The 17,781-nt window shown below is 36.3% G+C and carries 21 protein-coding genes; 11 read left to right on the top strand and 10 right to left on the bottom strand.

What is annotated here, in order from left to right; all coding sequences use genetic code 11:
* Window positions 1–63 precede the first annotated feature (63 nt).
* A complete protein-coding gene (locus ACMZ42_RS22570; RefSeq protein WP_415732850.1) occupies window positions 64–774 on the bottom strand; it encodes a hypothetical protein in 711 nt (236 codons plus the stop codon).
* A gap of 473 nt (window positions 775–1,247) precedes the next feature.
* Window positions 1,248–2,228 carry a diaminopimelate dehydrogenase gene (locus ACMZ42_RS22565; protein WP_415732849.1) on the bottom strand — a complete coding sequence of 327 codons (981 nt, stop codon included), beginning with the start codon at window positions 2,226–2,228 and terminating at the stop codon, window positions 1,248–1,250.
* Between the two features lie 360 nt (window positions 2,229–2,588).
* Here ACMZ42_RS22565 and ACMZ42_RS22560 point away from each other — a divergent pair, with 360 nt between their 5' ends.
* Window positions 2,589–2,879 carry a hypothetical protein gene (locus tag ACMZ42_RS22560; RefSeq protein WP_370076600.1) on the top strand — a complete coding sequence of 97 codons (291 nt, stop codon included), beginning with the start codon at window positions 2,589–2,591 and terminating at the stop codon, window positions 2,877–2,879.
* Window positions 2,880–2,885: 6 nt separating this feature from the next.
* On the opposite strand, the gene yeiL is transcribed toward ACMZ42_RS22560, so the two are convergent.
* Window positions 2,886–3,548, bottom strand: coding sequence for a transcriptional regulator YeiL (yeiL, locus tag ACMZ42_RS22555; RefSeq protein ID WP_402874415.1), 663 nt, complete (start codon window positions 3,546–3,548; stop codon window positions 2,886–2,888).
* 101 nt (window positions 3,549–3,649) lie between these two features.
* On the opposite strand from yeiL, the gene ACMZ42_RS22550 reads away from it, so the two are divergent.
* On the top strand, window positions 3,650–4,801 hold the full coding sequence (locus ACMZ42_RS22550) for an MFS transporter (RefSeq protein ID WP_415732848.1): 1,152 nt from the start codon (window positions 3,650–3,652) through the stop codon (window positions 4,799–4,801).
* Between the two features lie 49 nt (window positions 4,802–4,850).
* Here the strand turns inward: ACMZ42_RS22550 and ACMZ42_RS22545 are convergent, their stop codons facing one another.
* Together ACMZ42_RS22545 and ACMZ42_RS22540 are read right to left on the bottom strand one after the other, a co-directional pair.
* Window positions 4,851–6,026 (bottom strand): oxalate decarboxylase family bicupin, encoded by a 1,176-nt coding sequence (locus tag ACMZ42_RS22545; protein WP_415732853.1) that lies wholly within the window; start codon window positions 6,024–6,026, stop codon window positions 4,851–4,853.
* A 66-nt stretch (window positions 6,027–6,092) separates the two neighbouring features.
* Complete coding sequence (locus tag ACMZ42_RS22540; protein ID WP_415732847.1) at window positions 6,093–6,563, bottom strand: O-methyltransferase; 471 nt, start codon at window positions 6,561–6,563, stop codon at window positions 6,093–6,095.
* 825 nt (window positions 6,564–7,388) lie between these two features.
* Between ACMZ42_RS22540 and ACMZ42_RS22535 the strand changes: the two genes are divergently transcribed.
* Together ACMZ42_RS22535 and ACMZ42_RS22530 are read left to right on the top strand one after the other, a co-directional pair.
* Window positions 7,389–7,589: a hypothetical protein gene (locus ACMZ42_RS22535; RefSeq protein WP_415732846.1), complete on the top strand. Its 201-nt coding sequence runs from the start codon at window positions 7,389–7,391 to the stop codon at window positions 7,587–7,589.
* Between the two features lie 585 nt (window positions 7,590–8,174).
* The gene (locus ACMZ42_RS22530) at window positions 8,175–8,567 is read left to right on the top strand and encodes a hypothetical protein (protein WP_402874406.1); all 393 of its coding nucleotides are present in this window, start codon (window positions 8,175–8,177) and stop codon (window positions 8,565–8,567) included.
* Window positions 8,568–8,686: 119 nt separating this feature from the next.
* Here the strand turns inward: ACMZ42_RS22530 and ACMZ42_RS22525 are convergent, their stop codons facing one another.
* Entirely contained in the window at window positions 8,687–8,875 is a 189-nt protein-coding gene (locus ACMZ42_RS22525) for a hypothetical protein (RefSeq protein ID WP_370076612.1), read from the bottom strand.
* 120 nt (window positions 8,876–8,995) lie between these two features.
* Between ACMZ42_RS22525 and ACMZ42_RS22520 the strand changes: the two genes are divergently transcribed.
* From ACMZ42_RS22520 to ACMZ42_RS22495, 6 genes are all read left to right on the top strand, one after another.
* Window positions 8,996–9,202: a hypothetical protein gene (locus ACMZ42_RS22520; RefSeq protein WP_143999067.1), complete on the top strand. Its 207-nt coding sequence runs from the start codon at window positions 8,996–8,998 to the stop codon at window positions 9,200–9,202.
* Window positions 9,203–9,417: 215 nt separating this feature from the next.
* Window positions 9,418–9,606, top strand: coding sequence for a DUF4177 domain-containing protein (locus ACMZ42_RS22515; RefSeq protein WP_370076614.1), 189 nt, complete (start codon window positions 9,418–9,420; stop codon window positions 9,604–9,606).
* A gap of 1,158 nt (window positions 9,607–10,764) precedes the next feature.
* Window positions 10,765–11,367, top strand: a complete 603-nt coding sequence (locus tag ACMZ42_RS22510; RefSeq protein WP_415732845.1) for a lysostaphin resistance A-like protein — start codon at window positions 10,765–10,767, stop codon at window positions 11,365–11,367.
* A 351-nt stretch (window positions 11,368–11,718) separates the two neighbouring features.
* Entirely contained in the window at window positions 11,719–11,970 is a 252-nt protein-coding gene (locus ACMZ42_RS22505; RefSeq protein ID WP_415732844.1) for a DUF2992 family protein, read from the top strand.
* An 11-nt stretch (window positions 11,971–11,981) separates the two neighbouring features.
* On the top strand, window positions 11,982–12,134 hold the full coding sequence (locus ACMZ42_RS22500) for a DUF2992 family protein (protein ID WP_415732852.1): 153 nt from the start codon (window positions 11,982–11,984) through the stop codon (window positions 12,132–12,134).
* A gap of 168 nt (window positions 12,135–12,302) precedes the next feature.
* Window positions 12,303–12,590, top strand: a complete 288-nt coding sequence (locus tag ACMZ42_RS22495) for a hypothetical protein (protein WP_415732843.1) — start codon at window positions 12,303–12,305, stop codon at window positions 12,588–12,590.
* 366 nt (window positions 12,591–12,956) lie between these two features.
* Here the strand turns inward: ACMZ42_RS22495 and ACMZ42_RS22490 are convergent, their stop codons facing one another.
* The 3 genes from ACMZ42_RS22490 to ACMZ42_RS22480 form a co-directional block, all read right to left on the bottom strand.
* Window positions 12,957–13,211 carry a hypothetical protein gene (locus ACMZ42_RS22490; protein WP_415732842.1) on the bottom strand — a complete coding sequence of 85 codons (255 nt, stop codon included), beginning with the start codon at window positions 13,209–13,211 and terminating at the stop codon, window positions 12,957–12,959.
* Between the two features lie 150 nt (window positions 13,212–13,361).
* Window positions 13,362–13,841 (bottom strand): NUDIX domain-containing protein, encoded by a 480-nt coding sequence (locus tag ACMZ42_RS22485; RefSeq protein ID WP_415732841.1) that lies wholly within the window; start codon window positions 13,839–13,841, stop codon window positions 13,362–13,364.
* Between the two features lie 244 nt (window positions 13,842–14,085).
* Window positions 14,086–15,513 (bottom strand): PLP-dependent aminotransferase family protein, encoded by a 1,428-nt coding sequence (locus ACMZ42_RS22480; RefSeq protein WP_415732840.1) that lies wholly within the window; start codon window positions 15,511–15,513, stop codon window positions 14,086–14,088.
* A gap of 339 nt (window positions 15,514–15,852) precedes the next feature.
* Here ACMZ42_RS22480 and ACMZ42_RS22475 point away from each other — a divergent pair, with 339 nt between their 5' ends.
* Window positions 15,853–16,455 carry a LysE/ArgO family amino acid transporter gene (locus ACMZ42_RS22475; protein WP_415732839.1) on the top strand — a complete coding sequence of 201 codons (603 nt, stop codon included), beginning with the start codon at window positions 15,853–15,855 and terminating at the stop codon, window positions 16,453–16,455.
* Between the two features lie 410 nt (window positions 16,456–16,865).
* On the opposite strand, the gene ACMZ42_RS22470 is transcribed toward ACMZ42_RS22475, so the two are convergent.
* Window positions 16,866–17,774, bottom strand: a complete 909-nt coding sequence (locus ACMZ42_RS22470) for an alpha/beta fold hydrolase (protein WP_415732838.1) — start codon at window positions 17,772–17,774, stop codon at window positions 16,866–16,868.
* Window positions 17,775–17,781: the final 7 nt, after the last annotated feature.

Genomic DNA, 17,781 nt, shown 5'->3' with positions numbered 1-17,781 from the left:
GAACTGTTCAAAACAGAAATGGACTGCGAACGCATAGTTACTCAGGAATCCCACTGACATTAGTCAGCTTGTCCCTTTAGGGGTGGGAGTCTCAAGTTCAGCACTTAAAGATGAAGTATCCATACCTCGCATCTCAAATACTTTCGCACGTCCTCTATAAAACTTTTCTTCTTGAGAAGCATGATTTATCACACGGCTTTCATTATGTTTAACATATTGATCGATTAAGTCATCGAAGCCCTGTTTCATATCACCTGTTAAATACTTTTCACTAAAAATTTTTAAAGCAGCTGTTGAAGCAGCGAGTTCCAACTGTGCTTCTGTAGAACTTAATTCTTGTGTAATTGGCGTCCGTCCTACTTTAATATCCCTTCCTTTCATCTGGGATATATCCAAATTATCTAGACCGTCCGTTATGTCTACCAGCATATTTTCTATGTCGTCAATTGTGTGTGATTCTTTGCCCGTAAAAAAGCCCGTGTCACTCAAATATTGACTAAAAATAAGCCACTGATCCAGTGGACGATACGAAAAAATATCGGAAGGATCAGGATTTACCGATCGCATGTCCATCTCTGCGATTTCTTTCTCTGTCATAGCTTTTAAATACTTTACTTCATCAGATAGAGTGAGTGTATATGCTTTACCATCACGTTCAACTTCAATTTCATTTTTTCCGCCAAGTGGTTGCCCCTTTACAAGGTTAGGATTGCTAAGCGCCTCTTGTCTATGGTACTCCCTAACTGCACCTTCATACAGAAGATTAATTTGCACTTCATTCACCTCATCGTTTATTCCAATTTAGTTAAGAAAGCTTTCGTTGGTAATACATTTATACCAGCACCGTAATATATTTAATTTCAGCCTATATTAAAAGAAATTAAATACGAACCACATAGTATATAGGGTCAAAATAGTTTTATTTAACCATAAATTATAATTTATTACCAAATAACAATAATTTGTCTTATTTAAACAAAAACTCAAGTATCGCAACTGTTGCTAAGAAAAATCATGAGAGGAGTTTTCACTTTGTAGTCCAAGTTCCCTTTACCACCCGGTGTAGAATCGAATGTACTTCCTGTCATGATTGGACCTCAAGTAATTTGTTGTCCGATATATTGTGGGTCAACTTTGTATTGTTTACACCATGGCTACGCTATACATATTGACGTGCTTGGGATTAGACTTGCTAAAAAAATCCCGATTATCAAATAATATGATAATCGGGATTTTGAATAAGTATATTATAAAAGTTCTTTACGTAATTCAGCAGCTGATTTTGGGGATAACAGACCGAATGGGATATCGAATACTGTTTTTGCACCTTTGTCTCCTGCTTGATTTAAGCGATGAGCTGCACGTGCAAAAGCTACTAGAACACTAGAAGTGAAGTTTGGATTACTTTCAAGCTTTAATGAGAATTCAAGAATTTGTTTTTCGTTAGCGCCGCTTTCACCACTACGAATTACGAATCCACCGTGAGGCATGCCAGTGTGGTTTGCTTTAAATTCCTCTTCAGAAATAAAGTTTACTGTAGTATCATACTCATCAAAATAGTTCGGCATCGTCACAATTTCTTGCTCAACTTTTGTAGCATCTGTACCTTCCTGAAGAACAACCCAGCATTCACGTGCATGTTTTTCACGCGTTGTCAGCTCAGGATTTTCACCGTTACGAACACGGTCTACAGCCTCTTTAATTGGTAATGTGTATTGTACTGCATTTTTAACACCTTCGATGCGACGGATAGCATCTGAGTGTCCTTGACTTAAACCGTCTCCCCAGAAAGTATAAGTTGTGCCCACTGGTAGAACTGCCTCCCCAAGTATACGATTTAATGAGAACAAACCTGGATCCCAGCCAACTGAAATGACTGATACTTTTCCAGATTCTTGAGCTGCTGCATCGACTGCCTCGAAAAACTCAGGAATCTTCGCATGCGTATCAAAGCTATCAATTGTATTAAACCATTGTGCAAAGTGTGGTCCTTGTTCAGGTAAATCTGTTGCTGAGCCACCACATAAAATCATTACATCAATGTCATTTTGAAATTTTTCAGCATCATCTACTAAATATACACTTGCATTACTTGCAATTTTTACAGTTGAAGGATCGCGACGTGTGAATACCGCTACTAATTCCATATCTGGATTTTGCGAGATAGCATACTCTACTCCGCGCCCTAAATTTCCATAACCTACAATACCTACTCGAATTGCACTCATTAAAAATTCCTCCTCACGATTACGTGACTCTGTGAAACCTTTCACGTTAAATCTAATTACAATAATACGTTTTGTCAGGAAAATTCACAATAGTTTGAGTACGTGTTTTTCTCTTGGAATTATACAAGTTTTCTATGATTTCTATTCGTTAATGGCATGAATACGGTTACATTTTACTAATGCAACTTCTTTCAGAGTATGTACAAACATCCTCTAAAAGAAGTTATAGCCTCCAGACGCAATTATGCCAAGACATAATTGACTGACAAAACTTTAAGTTTTCGTTAAAGCCTTGTAAATGAAGACTATTCCGACCGCATGTCTTGTACAATAACACTAACGACAAAGGGGGCATGTTGAATGAAAAGTAATTGTTATTCACCAAGCACAACATTGGAACAAGGAGAATTACTTGCTTGTCCATTCCAAAATGCACAAAAATCTGCTAAAGCTCACATGGAAGCTAAGGCAAAGCGCAAAAGATTTTCACCTAACAAACACCAATGTATAAGGGTTATACCTTTTGGCGTTATAGACGAAACCCTAAATATCTCCGTACAAAACCAACGAGTCGATGAGATTAACTTCTACCATAGCGGCAAGGAGATTGCACGCTGGTTGATTAAAAAAAGTGAATACAATAAGCTGTAGTATCCCTCACTGTATCTCCTGTGCCAATTCGGAAAGTCGCTTTTCATTCATAATGTGATAGGCATTCTTTCTCTTTTCTAAAATTTTTTCTTCACAAAATTGCGCCAGTACATATAATAAATGCCGATAGGAAACCCCTAAATATTCACAGATTTCCGTATGCTTTTCTTTATAGATACCTTGATCTGACGATAATTGGATAAAGGCAGCAAGTCGATTTTCAAGTGGATACGCTTGATTTTGTGTATATTTTGACGTCATTTTGGTCGACTTTTCCCCTAAAAACACACAAAGTTTACGTAAAAATAGTACATCCGTGAGTAACTTTTCTTTGCAGGACTGTGTAATCGAAAAACAAATCGTCTCGGTTACTGTCTGAATCCCCTTCGTATATCTCGCCTCATTAAGCAACTCAATTTCACCCATAAAACGCGGTGGCTCTGGGTATTCGATAAGTGAGACCTTGCCGTTTTTATGCGTCATATATATTTTCGCTTTCCCTTCAATCATGTAGTATAGCGTATCCGGAAATGATCCTTCTTGAAAAATCCATTCGCCTTTGTCAAACTTACATACCTCCAGAAATGGATTTATATCAAATGAGAAAAAATCATCAATTGGATATTTATCGAGATAGTATGAACGTTCCTCAGCTGTCAGTATATGCATTTTTTCACTCTCTCCTCTTGAAAAATGTGAGATATCTCACATTATTGTACCGATGAACGTGCTATTATTCAACATAGTTAAATTGGAGGTACGGAAAATTTATGAACAATCAACGATGGCTTTCTCAAAATTTCTTTGCATTTTTCTTTACATGGGGTATTTTCTTACCTTACTGGACTGGTTGGCTTGTAGATGCCAAACATCTTACTGTCTCACAGGCTAGCGTCATAATGGGCTGCGGTCTTTTAGCACGAGCAACTTCAAATCTATTTTTCTTCCCGACGCTTGCAAAATATGTGCACAAAAAACGACTCGTTAGTATTCTAGCAATAGGTGCCCTCATCACAACTTTATTTTACTTACTAAGCACGAGCTTTATCTCGCTTCTTATTGTTACCCTTTTATTTAGCGTTTTCTATCCAGCACTGCTACCTGCCGTTGAAAGTAGTGCGGCAACGCTCGTACAGCATGGAAATGTACACTATGGTAAAAGCCGCTCCTATGGTTCCCTTGGCTTTGTCATTGCAGTATTAATCATTAGTATGCTGACAGGTGCATTTGGCAATAACATTATCTTTTGGAGTATGGTGGTTGGCCTGATCGGTATGCTGTTGATGCAACAAATGGCTACACCAAAAGAGTTACTCGTTGTACCGACAAAAGAACAACGTGCAAAATCATTGTCGATGAAAACATTATGGACAATTAAAGGCTTCCCTATTGTTTTATTAGTTGTTATTCTGTTGCAAGGCGCACATGCTTCTTATTACAGCTACGGCTATATATATTTAGGTGATCTACATGTTGATCCATTCTATATGGGGATGATTATTAACATCGCCGTAATTTGCGAAATCTTATACTTTATGAAGGCTGATACACTATTTAATAAATGGCGCTCATCTTCTTTATTACTTTTAGCAGCGAGTGGTTCATCATTACGTTGGCTACTCATTTACCTATTCCCGAATGTCTGGGTATTTATCGCTTCTCAAACATTACATGCATTATCATTTGCTCTCGCGCATTTCGCTTTCATCGGCTATTTAACAAAAACATTGCCGAAGGAGCAAATTCCGAATGCACAAGGCCTTTATTCTGCATTAGCAATGGGATTAAGTACAGCGATCCTTACATTTTTAGGTGGCTATTTATACGAGATTTCGCCTGGACTATCATTTGCAGCAATGCTTATTTGTACTGTTCCAGCAATCGGTATACTACTTGCTACTAGAAATAAATTTCAATATTAAAAACAAGCAGGTGGGAAAGAGGCTCTTTCCTACCTGCTTTTCTATACGTTCATCTTGGGTAATAAGAAAATCCAGGATATTTTACAACCGGCCACTTTTCCTTTCTTAACACATTAAGAAGTTCAGGACCAATGTTTAAATTGCTTTGTACTAGCTCAGATGGAGTAAGGGCCATCCATTGATTTAACGAAACATCCTGGAATCTATCACTTTTAAACATTTCAAGGAACCATAATGTCTCCGTACCGGTATTCTCAATGTAGTGACCATTTGCAAATGGCACGTATCCCACATCTCCTGCACGATAATCGAATGTTCTAGCCACACCATTTGCTGTAAACACTGTCATACGCCCTTTTCCTTGGAGGTAATATTGCCATTCATCATTATTTGGGTGCCAATGCAGCTCTCTCATAGCACCAGGCTTAATTTCGACAAGTGCTGCTGCGATATTTTTAGAAATAGGAAAGTTTGTTGAATCCACAATTCTGACACTTCCACCTGGAGTTTTTATAGGGGTCTGGGCAAGCAGGCTATGTTTGAAAGTTTGAGGGACTGTACCATATGGGGATTGTAATTTTTGTGTGTCTAGAGGTCCTGGAACCTTATCTTGAAAAATATAGACCTGTTCTTTCGGGATATGATTAAAAGCTCTTATTGGAACACCAAAATTGGAGGACAGCACATCTTTAGGAGTATGAGCAAACCAATCAGATATTGAAAAAGTACTTAGATCTGAGAAATGCCCATCGTCAAACACCAGCAAAAATTCACAGCCATCCTCAAGACCTTGTATGGAATGCGGAATTCCTGGCGGGAAATACCATAAATCCCCCGGTCCTACATCGGCAATAAAATTACGCCCGTTTTGATCGACCGCTGTAATACGTGCATGACCAAGAAGCATATACGACCATTCAGCTTGTTGATGCCAATGCAGCTCACGAACTCCACCAGGTGTCAAACTCATATTGACACCTGCTAATGTAGTGGCAATTGGTAAATCACGAGCAGTAACTTCTCGAGACCAACCGCCATTTTTTAAAACCATATGCGTATCAGAAAAAGAGAATTTTAAATTCGGTACAAGTCCAGCATCTGTTTTCGGAGGGACAAGCATATCAGGATTTTCCAGATCCCTCATAATATCTCTCGGCCCTTTATCAACCCACCCCGCCCCATCTTTCCGAATAGGCTGCGGAACATAAGAATAGCCCTCTGGCATGTTCTCCAATGATTCACCTCTTCATAAAGAAATCATTATATAATATGTATAGATTCTTTACTTTGATTATTCTTTTCCTTTCAGCTTAGTTGCGAGAATAGCAGAAGATGTTGCTGTTAAATAAATTTCTGTAGCTCTTAATTCCTTATGATTTAACCAAAAGTCCCTGACCTTATCAGGTTTCCCTCTCCATTCTTCTGGAAAATGTTCTTCTGGCGTAAAATCATCCATTACTAACATACCTCCAACAGCTAATGCCTCCAATAGTTGTTCGCCTTCAATTGTTTTAGCAGCAGCGGCATCAGCAAAAATAAATTGAAAAGGGCCTTTTGCTATCGCTTCTTTCCAGTCCCCTACTAAAAATTCAGCCTGCTGATGACGAAGTGTTTGAGCAGTAGCATCGATTTTTTCCTTTGCATGATCCACTGAGACAAACTGTACGTTTGGTGCAATGGTAGAAAGAATCCATGCACTGCCTACACCATAGCCAGTCCCGACTTCTAGGATTGTCCCATGTTTAATTTGACCAACAAGCACTGACTACAATCTTCCTGCCTCGTCTGAGCAAGAATACTCGAAATCATGTCTATAGGCTAACATTTTACTTGCCTTCACCATTTCCGGAATATATGTATTGGAGCGATATTTTGTTAACATAGTTACGAACCACCTTCTGGATTTTAAATTACATATTCGCTTCTTTTCTTGAAATTCCTTTGTTAAAACACCACATCCCTAAATAGAGGAACGATGCCGTTATTCATAAATTCGAAATTTTTCTATTTCAAAGTAATCGCTACTTATGTATACGGTTTTAATCTGACGCCTCCCTAAAATGCTTGTTTAGTAATAGCCCATCTTATTTTATATTCCCTTTTTAACCATATTTACAGTTGGAATGTCATTAATTTCTTTTACATATATTTACTTCTGGATAGCTTACCTTATGCATCGCCCCTAACGTCATTAACAGTTTGCTATCCCACCATAATTTTAATTCCCTAGATATATCCAGTAGTATCTGAGGTCCGCAAAACACTTTTTTTGAAATCATCAAATGTCTTTCAAATCTGAGTTGTAGTGTGTGCAAAGGCTGCAGCTTTCTATATTAATGAGGAGTTGTGCCGATGAATGGAGCATCTATTCCTTGCTGTCTTTATTTTCGTCAGTGGCATATTGAATAAATTTAAATTTAAAAAAGTTAGTAGAACAAATTAATAAAAAATAGATTTTAGAGCGATGTTTTAATCGCTCTTTTTTTCATTTAATACTCATATTGTTCATTTGGTTGCTGTAGCTTATGATGACACCGCGGCTATTTTCATGATAAAATTTACATATATTACATAAAGAGGTGATAACATGGAAAATAATAAATTAGTTTGTAAGGCTTGTGGTGGTGATTCCTTTGCACAAGGTGAATTAGGCGGATCTATGGCAAATGTAAAACCCATTAAGCTCGATATGCTCCATTTTTCGAGTTCACCACTAATTTTGACTATTTGTACGAATTGCGGAGAAGTAGCTTCAATGAAAGTTAAGAAAGTTGATAAGTTTAAATAGTCACTTATAGTTAAACTTTGGGTCACTTCCAGCCGAGTGTCTCTATATTAGTTTCTTTACTCATATTGTTCATTAGTTTGCTGTAGCGTGTGAAGACGCTGCGGCTTTTATTTTTTGAATCTACTAATATGTTATAATTTGGTTAAAAAGAAAGCAGGTTTATTATTGTCGTTTTTTCTTGATCTTGTAGTCCACATCGTTTTTATTGTTTGGAATTTAATTGTTTTACCATATAAATTTATTTGGATAGGTCTTGCTATAATTGTCCTTGCTTTATTATTTTTAAAAAGATCTCGATCTAACTAATTCATAAGTTTGGTAGGTATATCCCCACCAAACTTTTTTCGTTTAATACTTATATTGTGCAGTAGTATTGAGTCCCAGTTGCTATAAGAATTATGATTAATAATAAAAAGTAAAGTAAGTTGTTAAAACTCCTTTTTGGGGCGAGTTAACAATGTAGACTTTAATGCTACTAATGCTCTTAAAAGTACTGAACGAATTTTCATAATAAAACCTCCATTTATTAACTTTAAAGGTTATAATTAAGTGTAACAAAATACTAATTTCTAAGGAGAATTATGAATGAAAATTCAAACCAGTAATACAATAAATTATTTGAAAACAGAGGTAAATAAAAATATAAAAAATGAAAGTCTCTTAGATTTATTTGGAATTGAAAATATACATAAAGACAAAGACGAAGACGAAAACGAGAAAAATATCAAACCTAAATTCGAAACTAGATATGAAGATGGTTATATACGTACATATCTTGTGAAATCGAATGGACAAAAATTAGTTAGATTACTTGTTAGGGAGGTTAAACAAACCCAAGAAAACATGAAAGAGTCCATAGATTTAGAGGATATGTTGATACAAGAGCTTGAAAAGTTATCTAATCCCAAAAAATATGAACAGAATACTTCTATTTTTGAAAAAGAAAAGAATATTTCTAAATATAAAACAGGTATTTGAGGAAGACCAATATAAACAATAATTAGAAGATTATTAATTTACATGAAGGTTTAACATCTCTTAAAGAGCTGTAGCGTCTGCAAACGCTGCTGCTTTTTCTTTTACTCACGTTGTGTAATTTAGATCCCGTAATCATCAATTTGCTCTTTCAAGCATTCTAAGCAGATATTATCCACTTCTCGTCCATCCGAATTGACTTGTGTTAAATCATAAACTCGATTCAAAGCAAATCGTTTTGGTTTTTCGATAATAGGTACTTCCCGATATGTGCTCTCGCAATAATCACAGCATAAAGTTTGATTACTCATATTCTTTTACCTTCTTTCCTCATATTGTGCAGTAATTGAATCAATCCATATTTTCAAACATTACCTAATTATGTTATCCTTATATAAGTTATTAACCTATATATTAGGAGTTGTAATGCAATGAAAACAGACGGTACACATTCTAAAATTGGATATATAATATTTATTTTAGGTATCTTCTTGCTTGTAAGCGGAACAGGCAGATTATCTGGTCCCCTCGAATACAATTCATTTATTCCAAATAAATCTATTGCAATAATATTCATTTTTATTGGGCTTTCTGTTGTATTCAGTTCATTCTTTATAAAACCCCGAAAAGATCAATAATTTTACTGAACACTATTTATCTAGTGTTTAAGTATCTTTTGCGAATTCGCATGCATCAATCAGTTCTAAATGGAAATATTTATAAAAATCCATAGTGAACACCCTCTCTACACATTCTCTTTCGAAAAACCCTCGAACTGTTTACTTCATAATATTTTTGAAACTTTAAATTACTAAAAAACGTAAATAAAAGTAATAATAAGGAGGTTATTATCTTGTATGAACATAAATTTGTGAAAATTCAATTATCCACATGGACACTAACTCCTGAGGAAGATTATCATAAAGTTGTTTATGATCATGAAAAAGAAGGATGGGAGTTAGTACAAATCTTTGCACCGGGAATAAAAGGTCACGGCACTCCTACTTTTTTTGAATTAATATTTAAACGTAAGAAAGATTAAGAAAAATGAGGTTTCATTACCTCTTCTCTTTCTTTTTATTGCACAATATCTTTCAAATAATCATCATAACTTTTTCTTTAACTTACGAAGAAATTTTACAAAAAGTCCATTACAATAAATTGGTTTTTTCCGAAAAGAGCTTTTAAATGTTTAGCAAACTATCCATTATTCTTGCAGTAATCGGTGCTGTTCTACTGAGTTTCTCTTACATTTATTCAATTAACTTTGAAATTCTTATGATATCTGGATTCGGTTTATTATTTATAAGTTTTTTGTTAAGTCTTGGTGCTGTATTAAAAAAGAACAGGGAAAATACAAGCTTTTTCCTGTTGTAACATTTTTCCTTTGTAGTTTCATCTTTACTTGGTATGCCTCATTTCAAATTGCAAGATTACTTACATGGATTATAAATTAATCATTTACCTTACATAAAACATTTGTATCTGACGCTTCGCTTTCGCTACATAAAACATTTGTAACTGCCGTTTCACTTTCGTTACATAAAAGATTTGCTAAAAGAAGTTAAGTAATAACCGCACCATATAAAAGACAAACCCCAAAATAGGAGGTGGATGACATGTATTATTTCCAAATTTTTTTCCTTACTTTATTTTTAAGCGTCATCAGCTTTTTGGCTTTAGCCGCAGTAGGATTCCTTAATTATATAGATGGTCTAATAATGTCTATTGGGCTAATAATTGTTACTTTACTTTCCATTATTATTAGCTTATTAGTGAGCATTAATAGACAATTGAAAAAGAGAGTATGAAATATTTTGTATAAATGGATAAAACGACAAAAAAGGAAGACCTTTTCTTGGTAGAATTAAGTCACCATAACCAATCCTAGAAAAGTGGTCTTCCTAATTAGGATTTAGGCACTTTTAATATTTTATTTCCCTAGTATTTCCACTTCTGTAATTTACCCCACTAGCACAGATAACAGCCTTTCTTAGGATTTCCTAAAACCCCTGTCTCAACATTTCGCTCACTTAACTAATTCTAATAATATGAATCATTACATGGTTACCTTTACTAATCTCGATTTTTTCTAAAAAAAAGACTATTTATCGGTAAAGTAGTAGCGATTGCTTTTTCTGCAAAAATATTATGGTAAAATATCTCTTTATTCTATAAGTATTAAGAAAGAAGGAAATATATGGAGAAAGATAAATCAAAAAAGACAAAGAAGGATTTTAGCCCGAAAGACGCTATTTTTGTATTCTCTTCTTTTACATTTGTTTGTGTAGCTATCATTTTCGCTTTAATAGTTTATGATGTATTCACAATACAAGATTTCCTATCATTCAATCAGCCATTCACAATGGTAATGAGCATAATTCTCGCTTCATTCGGTCTACTTTTGTTTGGGGTAATTTTAACATTGTTTATTCCCTCGAAATACATGGACGAAACTAACAAAAGCTATCAAGACTATTCGTTATTAAGTATTGTTGCCTTTATGTTTATAGGGGCGTTATTTGAAGAAATTTTGTTTAGGGGAATTATTCAAAATTTACTTCTTGTATTTCTAGAACAACCATGGACTGCGATTATAATAACAACTTTATTGTTCATAGGGATGCATATTCAATACTTCAAAAAACCTATAATGTTAATAAATATAACCGTTCCAAGTTTAATTTTCGGATGGATCTATTTTGAAACAAACAATATTTTAGTGCCTTTTCTTGTGCATTTTTTGATGAATATCGGTATGACACTATTATTCAAATACAATTTAATAAGAGTTAAACATTAGATTAATGAGTCTTGTCGACGCAATAGCTTGATAAATTACTTCCTATTAACAATTGGTTAATGCCAGATCTTTCACTTGAATTATTCTTTTCTCAAAAGGTTACACCCGAAAAGAGCCACCAAGATCTGATACTATTATTGCATTCAATCATAAATCATTTATATTCCTTGTTACTATTTATAGCGAAATCACAAATGTCCCATTACAAATAATAACAAATCGTTTATAATACTACATGAATGAAAAAACACGATTCGGTTGGTAGTCCGGATGCATCATAAATATGATGTCAGTAACCTTCCCCTCCTCGGGATGTCCATCATTCGATTTTAATATGAGGAGGGACCTACTATGAAACTAACCATTTTTAATGATGGGCAATTTTATATAGGGCTAATAGAACACACTTCCGAAAACAAATACAAAGCATACAAGTATACTTTCGGGAATGAACCTAAAGATCAAGAAGTCCTTGATTTTGTAAATAATAATTTGTTGGATTTTATCAAAAATAATGATAAACATGATGGAATACCTATCCAACAAGTTAAAATGAGGAAAATCACCCTAAAAGGCTTCAAAGAAAAGTTGCAAAAGAACTAAGAAATCCAAGTATCACCTCTAAGGCCGAAGAAGCTATAAAAGCAGAATTGGCACTTAGAAAAAAAGAAAAATCTGTTACCTGTAAACGACTTAAAGAAGAACGCAAAGAATATATTCGGAATATCAAAGTTCAAAAGTCTAAAAATAAACATAAAGGTAGGTAATATCATTCTTTTTACTGACAACTAATGTTGTCAGTTTTTTTATTAGGGATTAATACACAATTTCATTCGAAATATTTTCATATTGTAATCACAAATAAAATAAATTAATATACCTTTAAAGTTTCCTTAAGGAAAGAATTTTCAACAAAAAGAAAAGGAGGATTAGTCTTGCTGTTTATTCAACTCTTAGTAGCTATATGTATCTTAGGTATTGGTCGTTTTATGTTTTATTCATTCGTAAGGAAAGATCCTTTGTTCATTCTCCTCCTACGATACGGAGGGTTTCTAGGAATTACTACTTTGTCCCACTATTATTTAGGTAATCTATGGACCTGGATTTGGATTGTCGGACTACCGATCCTAGGTTTAATAATGCATGCAATTTTCGTAAAATCTAAAGGATTTCAATTTCTTAAACCGGGGAAAGAATATGACGAATATCGTGGATGGAAATAACAATTATCGCAAGAGGTTAAGTTTTTTTCAAAGCAAATTCACGTTTAAAAAGTGCGAGAAATCAACGTTTCTAAATATTGATTTCTCGCGCTTTTTATAAAGAACTCCCTATAGTTGATGTTCTAACAGCCAGCTATCATGCAACCCTTTTCGGTTATCCGTCCACCTACCCATTTAATGTCTTGCTCAAATGTCATTATTTTTTCATCAGGACCGACGATGACCCACTCCTATGAATCATTCTCTTGTACATAGCATTTATCTTTCATGCCCGTAACCGTTAAAGCCCCATTATTCACTTTAATAACTTCATCATGAGGTCGAATCCAATGATTTTCTAATCGATCAAATAACCCACTTTGAATATTATTCAGTTACTCTTTTACAAGTTCCTCTGTCCTTTTTTAGATGGAAGTTATTGATTGGAAGCAAACGTTGGTCCATCCAAGTAATCCCCACAATTTTGTGACTTTCTTGCTCAATTGTAAAGGAATAATGTTCTCCCTCTAGACCGTTATTAAGCAAATCGGATTTTTCATAACGGAAAACGATAACATCCACTTCATTCTGTTTGCCGCTACGAACTTCTTTAAATTGATACCCCTCGGGAATATCGATCACCTCTAGAGCTTTATTGAGTACTATTTGATATGCTTTCTCTTCTTTTTATTTTAGGCTGTTTTCTCATAGATTGTCGCTTTTGGTTTATCTATATTATTCAAGTAAAGCACCACGATCGTTGAAGAATGAAATAAATAATTTCTCATAGCTTCACATAGTAGCTTGATTTAGTTTATGTTCTTCTATCAAGTCAATGTTTCTACCGTTAACGGCGTAATTTTGTAAGTAATAACCAATATTGGCGTACATTTCAATATTTTGTAACTCTGATAATGGTAGCCATTTAACATCTATTTGATTCGAATCTGGGTTTTCTGGAAATTTTGGAGTGGTGTGGTTTTTTATTTTGCATTCAAACATCATAACTAATGTATGGATCTTCCCAAACTTTTCAAGATTAAGATGTGGTATATATTCATAAACAAAGGCTAAAGGACCTACTTCTACATCTATACACGCTTCTTCTTTGGCTTCTCTTTTAACTGTATCAGTAATAGATTCATTCGGTTCTGCTCCACCAGCAGGCAAATCATAAACGATGCCTCTTATCGGGTCATTATATACCGTTAATAATATTCTGTTATTATCTATGATAATTGCACCTGCTCGTACTCTGATATGAAACTGCATTTAATATCAACCCCTATATTTATTTCCAAAATGTTCCATTACATCAATGAAGATGCACTTGATAATTTATAAAATTCAACGTTAAATAATAATATCCTTTATTTGTTCTTCTTCAACTAAACTGCTTAGTTAGTTGAAAAACAACAATCTTTTCGAAAATAGCCTTATTTTAAGAATGAAAAATCCCCATCGTGATTACACAATGGAGATTTCTTTTTGAATCTACTAAACAATGTAATTAAAGTTATTTCTTCTTTCTTGCAATCTCAAATAGGATATTTAAGCCTTTATCCAACTCTTCTTCTGTTGCATATGCATATGATAATCGAATATGTTGGGTATCTTGAAGATCGTAAATATAACCAGGATTAATGAGAATCTGTCGATGCAATAGCTTGGTAAATAACTCTTTATCAACGATTGGCTCATGAAACCTAAGCCAAATATAGAAGCCACCTTTCGGCTTATCCCAACTAGCAATTTCCGTAAATCTCTCTTGTAATATACCCTCAACAAAGTTGGCTCTCAGTAATAATTCTTTCCGCAAACTTTGAATATGCTTCTCATACTTACCAGATTGCAACCAATGCAGCACAATTTCCTGTGAGATGGCGCTTGATCCGTAATCTGTCTGCATTTTTATATCTGCTAACCGCTCAATCACTGTAGTTGGACCGATTAACCAGCCAATACGAAGTCCGGGGCTTAATGTTTTCGAAACACTCCCAATATAAAGGACTTGCCCGCTATCATCCATTGATTTAATTGGAGACGTTGCCGCTTCAAATAGCAATTCATGATAGACGTCATCCTCAATGATAGGAATACGAGATGCTTTACACGCTTCATAAAGTTCCCTTTTTTCAAGCGACGTCCATACCCCACCAGTTGGATTGTTTAACGTAGGTACAGCATAAAATACAGCCTGCCTTTTTCTTTTCTTTTGAGCTAAGGTTTGTGCAAGCTGTTCATCACGTTCGATAGACAGCATTTGCATACCTACAGATTGGAAAGGATGGACTGAATTTAAATAAGACGTCTGTTCCTGGAATACGATAGAACCCTGCTCAAGCAGCCCAACAGCAACCAATTGCAATGCTTGAAGTGCACCAGAGACAATACAAACATTTTTGGGCTTTGCATAGATCCCCCTTTTTTTCACGTATTCGCAAATCGCTTCTCGAAGTTTATCGCTACCTTGTGGTGATGAATAGCCTAAAGCTTTCGGCTGCAAAGAGAGCTCTTTCAAAGACGCTTCAATTTCAGTAGTGGGCAATAAACTAGGTGCAAGCTCTCCAGTTCCCAATCGAATGATATCATCGCGCTGCTCGTATTCATTGATTAATTGAATGGTATGATAATTGGGCTTATGGAGACTTGTGTCTATGTACTTTTGCCAATTTGGTTGTGTTTGTGTAATTAATGAATCCCATGAATTTTGTGCTACATAAATACCTGAGCCTACCTTCGATTCCAATATTCCTGCTGCTTTTAACTCCTCTAACGCCTGTTGAACAGTACTACGATTGACCCCAAACTGCATAGCTAGCTGTCTTTGTGTCGGTAGCTTTGTTCCTGCCACCCAATCTCCCCGTTCTATATGCTCAGTAATCCACTGAATAATTTGTTGCTGTAATGTCATTTCTCCCTGTCTATTTGGTTGCCAGCTCATTCGTATCACCTCAAACATATCAATTTTGCCTCGGCATAATTACGTTCGGAATCGGCTTTGTGCTTAGGCCTGCAGATGTTTTTTGCGCGAAAGCGTAGCGGTAGCGGCACCGATGCAGGTCAGTTAGCCGTTATCGCATGGATGCGATGATCTGAGGCTATCATCCTCTAAGAATTCCTTTCCGATTCCGTAACATCCGCCGGAGGCTTTAACTTCTTTCAGCGGGTGTCCAAACACCCGCTAAAAGAAGTTAAAATTGGATGGCTTAAAAACCACCCAATTGGTCGTTTTCTTTTAGTTATAACATATCTAAAATGTTTAGTGAAAGGAGGAATTTCATTGGAAGCATTTCTACATGGAATGATTTTAGCATTTGGACTTATTTTGCCCCTTGGCGTACAAAATGTCTTTGTCTTTTCCCAAGGTGCGACTCAGCCACATCTAGTTCGGGCCTTACCCGCCAGCATCACTGCCTCAATTTGTGATACGCTTCTAATACTACTTGCGGTATTTGGTTTATCTATAATTGTTTTGCAGTTTGAGTGGTTACGTATCGCCTTGATGAGTGTCGGGATACTTTTCTTACTTTATATGGGCTATACAATTTGGCGCTCAAATCCGGCATCTTCAGATAATAACGAAGCACTTCCTGTAAAAAAGCAAATTTTATTTGCGGTCTCTGTCTCTCTCTTAAATCCACATGCCATTTTAGATACAATAGGTGTTATCGGGACGAGTGCTTTAAAATATAGTGGGACGGAGCAAATGTTGTTCACTGCAGCATGTGTTTTGATTTCTTGGTTATGGTTTTTCGGTCTTATCATAGCTGGAGCATCCTTGAAAAGATTTGATAGCTCTGGGAAGCTTATGAATATTTTTAATAAATGCTCAGCGATTTTTATTTGGGCAACCGCTCTCTACCTTGTTAGTGGTTTACTGTAACCTATTCACAAAAAACACTCAGGATACTAGTTTTTATTAAAAATCAAGAGTTAAAGTAATACATTTAATAGAATAGTATCCTATATAGATTGTGCAACATTAAAATACACTTTTTTTAAGCTGAACTAATTTTGATATTAGATCAGCTTTTATTTGTGTTTAAAGACCTGCTCTATTTGTAAAAAAAGCGTCTCTACTTATTGTAGAAACGCCCCCGATAGTTTAAGTGTAATCTTTCACAAAGTAAGCTATTTGCACACATAATTAATTGATGAAATCTAGCTGCTTTAACAACCGTTCTAAGAGCACCGCCATGTCCACCCGGGTCGTACGTGAAGGGTGCAAATTGATTAACCCTGCGCCCTGGGCCTACTCAGTCCCATTGGACACCGCGGGACCCCGACTGGTTGCTATTCAGGAAGCCCGTGTCCATTGCGACGAGCTGTTCGCTCTATGCCATCTGCGATTACTTTGTACAGTTGGTGCGGCAGGTCGTGTCCCATACCGTCAACCAACATTAGCTCGGCGCCAGGAATGGCGGAAGCCGTGTCCTCACCACACGCCGGGACGAACAGGGGATCGTCCACCCCGTGAATGACAAGTACTGGTACTTTTATGGTCGCCAGCCGCGAACGACGGTCACCAGAGACAGCCATAGCAGCAATTTGTCGTCCGACACTGCCTGGATCGTAAGCTCGCTGGACTTCCTCCAGAATGAGCGCCCGATAAGCATCCTCTTCAAACGGATAGCCGGTGCCGGCGATGCGTTTGGCAAAAGAGAGACTGTGCGCCAAAAATCCTGCTTCATCTTCAAATGGATTCGGCGCCGGTTTAGTCATCATCGCCATGATATCTGGGGAAGTTTGCGGAAGGGCGGGATTACCGGAACTGGACATAATGGATGTGAGTGATAAAACCCGTTCAGGGTACTCACTGGCTGCAATCTGGGCAATCATTCCGCCCATCGACCTGCCAACAAAATGTGCCTGATCAATTGATAGGGCGTCGAGCAGTCCGATAGCGTCGTTGGACATGTCACCGAGAGTGTAAGGGATGTCCGGTCGCTGTCCCGACATGAGAGCAGTGGCCAGTGCGTCAAAATCCAGTGTCGGATAATGGTTAAAGTGAGTCGAGCAACCTACGTCGCGATTGTCAAAGCGGATTACTCGATGGCCTCGCGCTGCTAATATCCGACAAAACGAATCCGTCCATCGGATCATCTGGGTTCCAAGCCCGGCGATTAGGATAATAGCCTCGTCATTTTCGTTACCGAAACTGTCAAAGGCCAAATCGACGTCGTTGACTTTCAGAATGTTCATAATCATG

Source organism: Lysinibacillus sp. NPDC056185 (assembly GCF_047737915.1).
GTDB lineage: Bacteria > Bacillota > Bacilli > Bacillales_A > Planococcaceae > Lysinibacillus.
Note: the sequence above shows the minus strand (reverse complement) of the source record. Positions and strands in the feature narration are given on the sequence as shown.